Annotated in this window: 9 protein-coding genes, 1 pseudogene and 1 riboswitch; of the genes and pseudogenes, 8 read left to right on the top strand and 2 right to left on the bottom strand. The window is 68.3% G+C overall.

All coding sequences use genetic code 11. The annotated features are described in order from the left end of the window. From WAW85_RS10475 to WAW85_RS10490, 4 genes and pseudogenes are all read left to right on the top strand, one after another. Positions 1-512: pseudogene (locus WAW85_RS10475) on the top strand (primosome assembly protein PriA); the annotation flags it as partial. 1 nt (position 513) lies between these two features. Continuing rightward, on the top strand, positions 514-1,470 hold the full coding sequence (gene fmt, locus WAW85_RS10480) for a methionyl-tRNA formyltransferase (protein ID WP_422559554.1): 957 nt from the start codon (positions 514-516) through the stop codon (positions 1,468-1,470). Continuing rightward, positions 1,467-2,870: an RsmB/NOP family class I SAM-dependent RNA methyltransferase gene (locus tag WAW85_RS10485; RefSeq protein ID WP_422559555.1), complete on the top strand. Its 1,404-nt coding sequence runs from the start codon at positions 1,467-1,469 to the stop codon at positions 2,868-2,870. The genes fmt and WAW85_RS10485 overlap by 4 nt, the downstream gene beginning before the upstream one ends. Next, entirely contained in the window at positions 2,870-3,418 is a 549-nt protein-coding gene (locus WAW85_RS10490; protein WP_422559556.1) for a hypothetical protein, read from the top strand. Before WAW85_RS10485 ends, WAW85_RS10490 begins: the two co-directional genes overlap by 1 nt. A 3-nt stretch (positions 3,419-3,421) precedes the next feature. Here WAW85_RS10490 and WAW85_RS10495 read toward each other — a convergent pair whose 3' ends face one another. Next, on the bottom strand, positions 3,422-4,495 hold the full coding sequence (locus WAW85_RS10495) for an alpha/beta hydrolase (RefSeq protein WP_422559557.1): 1,074 nt from the start codon (positions 4,493-4,495) through the stop codon (positions 3,422-3,424). 77 nt (positions 4,496-4,572) lie between these two features. On the opposite strand from WAW85_RS10495, the gene rpe reads away from it, so the two are divergent. Both rpe and ribD read left to right on the top strand, forming a co-directional pair. Continuing rightward, entirely contained in the window at positions 4,573-5,265 is a 693-nt protein-coding gene (gene rpe, locus WAW85_RS10500; protein WP_422559558.1) for a ribulose-phosphate 3-epimerase, read from the top strand. 4 nt (positions 5,266-5,269) lie between these two features. Next, on the top strand, positions 5,270-6,271 hold the full coding sequence (ribD, locus tag WAW85_RS10505; protein WP_422559559.1) for a bifunctional diaminohydroxyphosphoribosylaminopyrimidine deaminase/5-amino-6-(5-phosphoribosylamino)uracil reductase RibD: 1,002 nt from the start codon (positions 5,270-5,272) through the stop codon (positions 6,269-6,271). 26 nt (positions 6,272-6,297) lie between these two features. Here ribD and WAW85_RS10510 read toward each other — a convergent pair whose 3' ends face one another. Beyond that, positions 6,298-6,570 (bottom strand): LapA family protein, encoded by a 273-nt coding sequence (locus tag WAW85_RS10510; protein ID WP_422559560.1) that lies wholly within the window; start codon positions 6,568-6,570, stop codon positions 6,298-6,300. 124 nt (positions 6,571-6,694) lie between these two features. After that, positions 6,695-6,863, top strand: a riboswitch (FMN riboswitch). A gap of 55 nt (positions 6,864-6,918) precedes the next feature. Between WAW85_RS10510 and WAW85_RS10515 the strand changes: the two genes are divergently transcribed. Both WAW85_RS10515 and WAW85_RS10520 read left to right on the top strand, forming a co-directional pair. After that, positions 6,919-7,536: a riboflavin synthase gene (locus WAW85_RS10515; RefSeq protein WP_422559561.1), complete on the top strand. Its 618-nt coding sequence runs from the start codon at positions 6,919-6,921 to the stop codon at positions 7,534-7,536. 3 nt (positions 7,537-7,539) lie between these two features. Next, positions 7,540-8,547, top strand: a 1,008-nt coding sequence (locus WAW85_RS10520) for a bifunctional 3,4-dihydroxy-2-butanone-4-phosphate synthase/GTP cyclohydrolase II (RefSeq protein WP_422559562.1), incomplete at its 3' end; no start/stop codon positions are given.

The following is an 8,547-nucleotide window of genomic DNA, read 5'->3' on the forward strand; positions in this document are numbered from 1 at the left end:
CCTGGGCACAGCTCGATCGCCAGGATCTGCGGGCGGCCGAGGAGACGGTCCGCAACTGGATGGCGGTGGCGACTCTGGTTCGCCCGCGCGAGGACGGTGGGCGCGTGGTGGTCGTCGCAGATGCGGCGCTGGCGCCGGTGCAGACCCTGATCCGCTGGGATCCAGTCGGCGCGGCCGAGCAGGAACTGGCGATGCGCCGCGAACTCGGCTTCCCGCCCGCGGCGACCATGGCCTCGGTGGACGGACCCCCGGCGGCGATCAGCGCCTTTCTTGGGTTGATCGATCTGCCCGCAGGCGCAACAGTGCTCGGACCGGTGCCGTTGCCGCCCGGTGTACGACCACCCGCGGGTCTGGACCTGCGCGACGGCGTCGAACGGGTCTTGCTGCGGATCGACCGCAGCCGCGGACGGGAGCTCGCGGCCGCCCTGCGTGCCGCCCAGGTGTTGCGGCACGCGCGACACGAAGACACCGCGGGTATCCGGGTCCAGGTGGACCCGCCTACCATCGGTTGACATGAGAGTGGTGTTCGCGGGTACCCCGCAGCCGGCCGTGGCGACCCTGCGGGAATTGATCGACTCCGACGACCATCAGGTGGTCGGGGTAATCACCCGCCCCGACACCGTCGCCGGACGCGGTCGCACCCCGGTGCGCAGCCCGATCGGTGAGCTCGCCGACAGCCACGCGATCGAGGTCATCGCCCCTGCGCGGATGAGTGATCTCGCGGTCGCGGAGGCGTTGACCCGGTGGAACGCCGACATCGGCGTCGTGGTCGCCTACGGTGGCCTGATCCCCGTCGACGTGCTCACCGCACTCCCGTACGGCTGGGTCAATCTGCACTTCTCACTGCTGCCGGCCTGGCGTGGCGCAGCCCCGGTGCAGGCGGCCATCGCGGCCGGTGACGAGTTCTCCGGCGCCAGTGTCTTCGCCCTCGAAGCAGGTCTGGACACCGGACCGGTCTTCGGCACCTTCACCGAACGAATTCGGGGTACCGATACTGCGGGGGATCTGCTCGACCGGCTCGCCGAAGCCGGTGCACTGTTCACCCGCAACGTGGTCGACGGCATCGCCGCCGACGAGTTGTCGCCGGTACCGCAGTCGATCGACGGCGTCTCCTACGCACCCAAGATCACCGTCGCAGATGCGCGCGTGCGGTGGGACCTGCCCTCGCATCTCATCGATCGCACCATCCGGGCACACACTCCCGCACCGGGCGCGTGGACCGAGCTGGGCGCCAACCGCATCAAGCTCGGACCGGTCACGATTTCCGACGGCGCCGATCTGCTGCACTGCACCGTTGATCCGAAAGACCTTGCTCCCGGACACATTTCGGCGGGGCGCAAGGCGGTCTTCGTCGGAACCTCGTCGGGCGCCGTGCAACTGGGGTGGGTGCAGCCACCAGGTAAGAAGCCGCTGCCTGCGGCCGATTGGGCCCGCGGGGCCCGCCTCACCGGAACGGAATCCTTCACATGAGCGAACGCGACACCCAGCGCGACACCAAAAAGGTCCGGGATAAGGATCTCGGTGCCGACCGCCTCGTCGCCCGCGACGTGCTGCGGGCCATCCGCGAACGTGACGCGTACGCAAACCTGTTGCTGCCCAAGCTCCTTCGCGAGCGGAATATCACCGGTCGGGACGCCGCGCTGGCGACCGAATTGACCTACGGCACCGCGCGCAGCATGGGACTGCTTGATCCCATTATCGGCGCGGCCGCGGGCCGGCCGGTCAGTGAGATCGACGGCGATCTGCTCGACGTCCTGCGGCTGGGTGCGTATCAGTTGCTGCGCACCCGGATTGGCGCGCATGCGGCCGTGTCCACGTCGGTGGACTTGGTGCGCAGCGAGAAGGGGATGGGCCCGTCGGGCTTCGTCAACGCCGTGTTGCGCAAGATTTCCCAGCGGACCGAACAGTTCTGGGTCGACGAACTGGCCCCGCCGATCACCGATGACCTCGTCGGAAATCTGTCGTTCACCTACGCGCACCCGCGCTGGATCGGCGAGGTCTTTTTCACTGCACTGGGCCGTTCGGCCGGGGAACTGCAGGCCGCGCTGGCGGCCGACGATGAGCGGCCGATCGTGCACCTCGTCGCCCGGCCCGGCCAGATCACTGCCGAAGAACTCGCGTTGATCAGCGGCGGCGAGACGGGGCGTTACTCGCCGTACTGCGTGTACCTGCCCGAGGGTGATCCGGGCAAGCTAGATGCGGTCCGCGACGGCTACGCTGGGGTGCAGGACGAAGGCAGCCAATTGGTCGCGGTGGCCCTCGAACGCGCCGAACTGGTCGGCGACGACAACGGCCGCTGGCTTGACCTGTGCGCCGGCCCGGGTGGCAAGGCTGCGCTGCTCGGTTCGCTGGCCGATCTGTTGGGCGCGCACCTGGACGCCGTGGAGATCTCCGAGCACCGCGCCGAGCTGATCGCCACGGTGGTCGACGGCCTGCCGGTGGACGTGCACGTGGCCGGCGGCCGCGATAGCGGTCTGGAGCCCGGCTACGACCGCATCCTGGTCGACGCGCCGTGCTCGGGTCTGGGGTCACTGCGCCGTCGCCCAGAGGCGCGCTGGCGCCGCACCGACGCCGAAGTTCCGGCGCTGGTGGAGTTGCAGACCGAACTGCTCACCGAGGCGCTACGTCTGGTGCGACCCGGCGGCGTCGTCCTCTATTCCACATGTTCGCCGCACCCGGCCGAGACCACCGGCGTGGTGTCGGCGGTGCTGGACGCCAATCCCGGTGTGACGCAACTGGATGCGCGTCCGTTTGCCGCTGGCGACGTCGTCGATCCGGAGACCCTTGGCTCCGGGCCGGACGTACAGTTGTGGCCGCACCGCCAGGGCACCGACGCTATGTTCCTGGCCGCGCTGCGCAAGGACGCCTGATGAGCCAGTTTCTGCAGTTCTACTTCTCGCTCAACGACCGCGGCGCCGCGGCCGAGAAGCAGATGGAGCGGACGCTGCGCCTGGCGCTCAGCGCCGACCCGGACGCCGATCCGGTCGAGGCCGGCGGCGAGGTAGACGAAGAGCTGCTCAACCAGATCATGGCGATCGCGCACTCGGCGGCGGCCGACGGCAATCCGCTTCCGCTGGACGAGCGCGATGCCATCTCCGTGGACCTGGGGCCCGGTGCGACGGTGAGCGCGTTCTCGGACAGCGTCCCGCCGGAATGTCCGCAGTGCCACGACCTCCTCGACGACTGGGATCCGCAGGAGTGGTGGGACGGCGGCGATGAGCCCGAAGAAGAGTGCCCGTCGTGCGGTTTCACCGCGCTGATCGGGGATTGGCATATCGGCAGTACGCCGTATGCGCGCACCGAATGCGGGCTGGTGCTCGTGGATTGGCCGGATCTGACCGAATACGGCCCGGAGCTGCACGAGGCCCTGCTGACCACTGTCGGCAGCCGACCCCGGTACGTGTCCGGCCACGTCTGACGCTCAGCCCGCAGGTTTGCCGGTGACCCGGCGGGCGAAGGCGATCGATTCGGCCAGCGCTCGCTGCGCCGCGTCGGTGCTCAATTCGTACTGATACTCGTGACCGAGTTGCTGGTCGGTCATCTGGTCGGTCCAGATCAGCGACGAGACGTCCACACCCAGCGCGGTCAGTGTGTCGACCAACGGCACGCTCTGGGTTCGGGTCAGGATGTCCGCATTGCCGCCGGTCACCCAGACCGGCGGGTAGGCGCCCGTCACGGCCTGCACCGTGGACATCTGATCGCGCTGCGCCGAGGGTGACGATCGGTTCCCGGTGTACGCCCACAGGGTGTTGCTGACGGCCCAGCGGAGGATCGACGTCGACAGTCCGCGCGGCAGATGCGCGGGGGACAGGGCATACGAGTCGTAGACGCCGCAGTACAGCAGGGCGCCGCGTACCTGCGGCGGACGAAGCGATGGTTCAACGTCCATCCGTTCGGCGTAGTTGGCATCGGTGATGATCGCCGCCAGTTGCGCGGCCAGGTTGCCGCCCGCGGAGTCGCCGGCCAGCACTATGGACTCGTTAGCGATGCCATACGCCTGCGCGTTCTCGCTCAGATAGCCCAGCGCCGCATTCAGCTGCCGGATCGCGAGCGGGTAGATCTGCCCCGGTGCGAGCGAGTAGTTCACCGACGCAACAGCGAAACCGGCCGCGGCCAGCCGGGTGAGGAACGGTCCCGGGTCGCGTTTGTCGCCGGACACCCAGCCGCCGCCGTGGATCCAGACGATGAGCGGCAGCGGACGGGCCCGCGCGGCCCGGCCAGCTGGCTGGTAGAGGTCCAACCGGGTGTCGCGGTCCACGGTGCGACGCATCGGAGAGCCGACCGGTAGGTAGTCGATGTCGCGCTCGATAGTCACCGAATCGTCGGCGTAGCGCAGATTGCGCGCGAGGACCTTGCCGCCCTCGTAGTTGAACATCGTGCGAATGAGCAGGGCGCCCGGCGTCGGGGTTGTCCGGACGGTCACCAGCACCGCACCCAGACCGGCACCCAGCGCGCCGAGCAGCCACCACGACCATCTGTGCTTCACAACACCCATGTGTCTAACCTAAACGCACCGCCTACCGGATGCCGCCGCCCGGTATCGGCGGCCCGGAAGAAAGTACACTCAGCCCCATGTGCCAACGCCCCGCGCCGATGATCGCGCCCTCCATCCTGTCCGCCGACTTCGCCAATCTGCAGTCCGAGATCGCAGCGGTCGGACCGTCCGTGGTGGACCCGGGTGTCGACTGGGTGCACGTGGACGTCATGGACAACCACTTCGTGCCGAACCTGACGCTCGGGCTGCCCGTGGTCGAGTCGATTCTGCGGGCCACCGATATCCCCGTCGACTGCCACCTGATGATCACCGACCCCGGCCGCTGGGCGCCCGGTTACGCCGAGGCCGGCGCCTACAACGTCAGCTTCCACGCCGAGGCCACCGACGACCCGATCTCGGTGGCTCGCGATATCCGCGCCGCCGGCGGCAAAGCCGGTCTGGGCATCAAGCCGGGCACTGCCCTTGCTCCCTATCTGGAGATCCTGCCGGAGTTCGACACCCTGCTGATCATGAGTGTCGAACCCGGCTTCGGCGGGCAGAAGTTCATGCCCGAGGTGCTCGGCAAGGTTCGCGAACTGCGCAAGATCATCGACGCCGAGCAACTCACGCTGCTGATCGAGATCGACGGGGGCATCGCGGCGTCCACCATTGAGGAGGCCGCCGAGGCCGGTGTCGACTGCTTTGTCGCCGGTTCGGCCGTATACGGGGGCGACGACCCCAGCGCGCGGGTGGCGGATCTGCGGGCGCTCGCTACGGCAGCTCGCGGGTAAGCCGATGGAGATCGCCGAGGCGATGGCGCTCGCGATCGACACCTCCCGGGATGCGGTCGGCATCAGCTCACCAAACCCTCCGGTGGGCGCTGTGATCCTGGACTGCCGCGGCGAGGTGGTGGGCGTCGGATATACGCAACCACCCGGAGGTCGCCACGCCGAGATCGTGGCCCTCGACGAGGCCGGGGACCGCGCGCGCGGCGGCACCGCCGTCGTCACGCTGGAACCGTGCAACCACACCGGGCGCACCGGGCCGTGCGCGCAGGCGCTCATCGACGCTGGCGTCGCCGCCGTGCACTATGCAATCGCCGATCCGAATCCGCAGGCGGCCGGGGGAGCGGAGACGGTGCGCGCCGCGGGCATCGACGTGATTGGTGGGGTACTGGAGGCCGCTGCGCGGCAGGGTCCGTTACGGCATTGGGTGTTCCGCGCTGCACACGGGCGGCCGTTCGTCACGGCGAAGATCGCCAGCACCCTAGACGGGCGGGTCGCTGCCCCGGACCGCACCAGCCAATGGATCACCGGCTCGGCCGCCCGGGAACACGCACACGCTCAGCGGGCACTTCTGGACGCCATCATCATCGGGACGGGAACGGCGTTGGCCGACGACCCGTCGCTCACCGCCCGACGACCCGACGGTGCGCTCTACTCACACCAGCCGGTGCGGGTGGTCGTCGGCAACCGAGAGCTGCCCGCCGACGCGAAGCTGCGCGACGGGACGTCATCGTTGATACAGGTGCGCTCCTACGCGCCAGCCGACGTCCTCGCCGCTCTGCCCGACGCGCTGTGGGTGCTGCTGGAAGGGGGACCGGGGATCATCGGCGCATTCCTGGCCGCCGGCCTGGTCGACGAGCTGCAGGTCTACCTCGCACCGATCATCCTCGGCGACGGACACCCGGCGGTCCTGGACCGATCGGTGCAGACCTTGACGCAGGCCCATCACTTCCATCGGGACGGCGTCACCGACCTCGGCGACGACCTCCTGCTCACGCTCTCGCCCGCCTGACCGCCGGTCGTACTCGAACCGTTCGTCTACTTGTCGTTGCGCCCGCGGCGGCCGACGAACCAGCCGATCACTAAGCCGACGAGCAGGGTGATGGTGAGCAGGAGCCATAACGGCTGGGTGATGCGTACCCAGCCGATGTTGAAGGTCGCATCTTCGGTATTAGTGACGATGAAAATGATCGCCAGGATCACCAGAACGATCGGCAGCCAGAAGCGCTTCAGAAAAGTCACGGCTGCATTCGCCGGCCGCGCCGGTCCGGTCTGAGCGGGCGCAGCCGAAGCGGGGATGTCGTTGGTCATGAGTCGCCTTCGCCGAGTGGTGGACCGGGCGGTAAGGATTTCGCCCGGTGTGGATATATCTAACACGGCAGGACAGGCTTGGTGCGTGCGGCGCGACGTGCCCGGTGCGTGCTAGCGTCGATCGTAGAGTTCTCGGGGCGGGGTGAAACTCCCCACCGGCGGTAATGGCCTGCTGCGACGTTAGTCACAACCGGCCGAGCCCGCGAGCGCCCACCCCAGCGATGAGGTGGGGTCAGCAGATTCCGGTGTGATCCCGGAGCCGACGGTCACAGTCCGGATACGAGAGGACACCCAGCGGCGCACCGCACCCTGGGCTCCCCGAGCGCGTGAGCGAGCAAAGGGAGAGACGTGTTCACCGGAATCGTGGAAGAGCGCGGCGAGATCGTCGACCGCGACGATCTGGACCAAGCTGCGCGGTTGTCGATCCGTGGACCGCTGGTCACCAGCGATGCTGCCCGCGGCGATTCGATCGCGGTGAACGGGGTCTGCCTGACTGTCGTCGACGTCGCGGACGGAATCTTCACCGTCGACGTGATGGCCGAGTCCCTGCGGCGCAGTTCCCTCGGGCACCTGCTGCCCGGGTCGCGGGTGAACCTCGAACGGGCCATGCCGGCCGATGGCCGGTTCGGTGGCCATGTGGTGCAGGGTCATGTCGACGGCGTCGGCACCATCATCCTCATCACGCCCGCCGAGCACTGGACTGTCGTGCGGATCGACGTCCCCCCGGAATTGACCCGGTACATCGTGGAGAAGGGCTCGATCACGGTCGACGGCACCTCGCTGACGGTGTCCGCGGTCGGCGACCACTGTCTCGAGGTTTCGCTGATCCCGACGACGCTGGCCGACACCATCCTGGGACTGGCGCAGACCGGCGACTCAGTGAATCTCGAAGTCGACGTCATCGCTAAGTATGTGGAGCGGCTGACCCAGTCGGGTCCGACGCAGAGCACCGAGAAGAGTGAGTGAACAATGAGTGAACAGGCCACCACAACCCGGCTGGACAGCATTGAGCGCGCCATCGCCGACATTGCTGCCGGCCGGGCCGTCGTCGTCGTCGACGATGAGGATCGCGAGAATGAAGGCGACCTGATCTTCGCCGCGGAAAAGGCGACGCCCGAGTTGGTCGCCTTTATGGTTCGGTACAGCTCGGGCTACGTCTGCGTGCCGCTGGAGAGCGCCGACTGCGACCGGCTCGGCCTCCCGCCGATGTACTCGGTCAACCAGGACAAGCACGGTACCGCGTATACCGTGACCGTCGATGCGCGCGAAGGCGTCGGTACCGGAATTAGCGCCGCGGACCGCGCGACGACGATCGGTAAGCTCGCCGATCCGCTCGCTCAGGCGCACGACTTCACCCGGCCCGGCCATGTGGTGCCGTTGCGCGCGAAAGAAGGCGGCGTGTTGCGCCGGCCCGGCCATACCGAGGCCGCCGTCGATTTGGCGCGACTGGCCGGTCTGCGCCCGGCCGGGGTGATCTGTGAAGTGGTCAGCCAGACCGACCCGGGCGCGATGGCGCGTACCGACGAGCTGCGCGCCTTTGCCGACGAGCACAACCTAGCGCTGGTCTCGATCGCCGATTTGATCGCCTGGCGCCGCCAGCACGAGAAGCATGTCGTGCGCGTGGCTGAGGCCCGGATTCCCACCGAGTACGGTGACTTCCGCGCCGTCGGCTACACCAGCCCGTACGACGACGTCGAGCATGTGGCCCTGGTCATGGGTGATATTGACGGTCCGAGCGGTGCCGGTGACGATGTCCTGGTTCGGGTGCACTCGGAGTGCCTGACCGGTGACGTCTTCGGCTCGCTGCGCTGCGACTGCGGCCCCCAGCTGCATGCCGCGATGGCAGCCGTCGCCGCCGAAGGTCGCGGCATCGTGCTGTACATGCGCGGCCACGAGGGCCGCGGCATCGGTCTGCTGCACAAACTGCAGGCCTACCAGCTGCAGGATGCCGGGAGCGACACCGTCGACGCCAACCTG

The sequence above is a fragment of the Gordonia sp. (in: high G+C Gram-positive bacteria) genome (genome assembly GCF_049299075.1).
In the GTDB taxonomy this organism is placed as follows: domain Bacteria; phylum Actinomycetota; class Actinomycetes; order Mycobacteriales; family Mycobacteriaceae; genus Gordonia.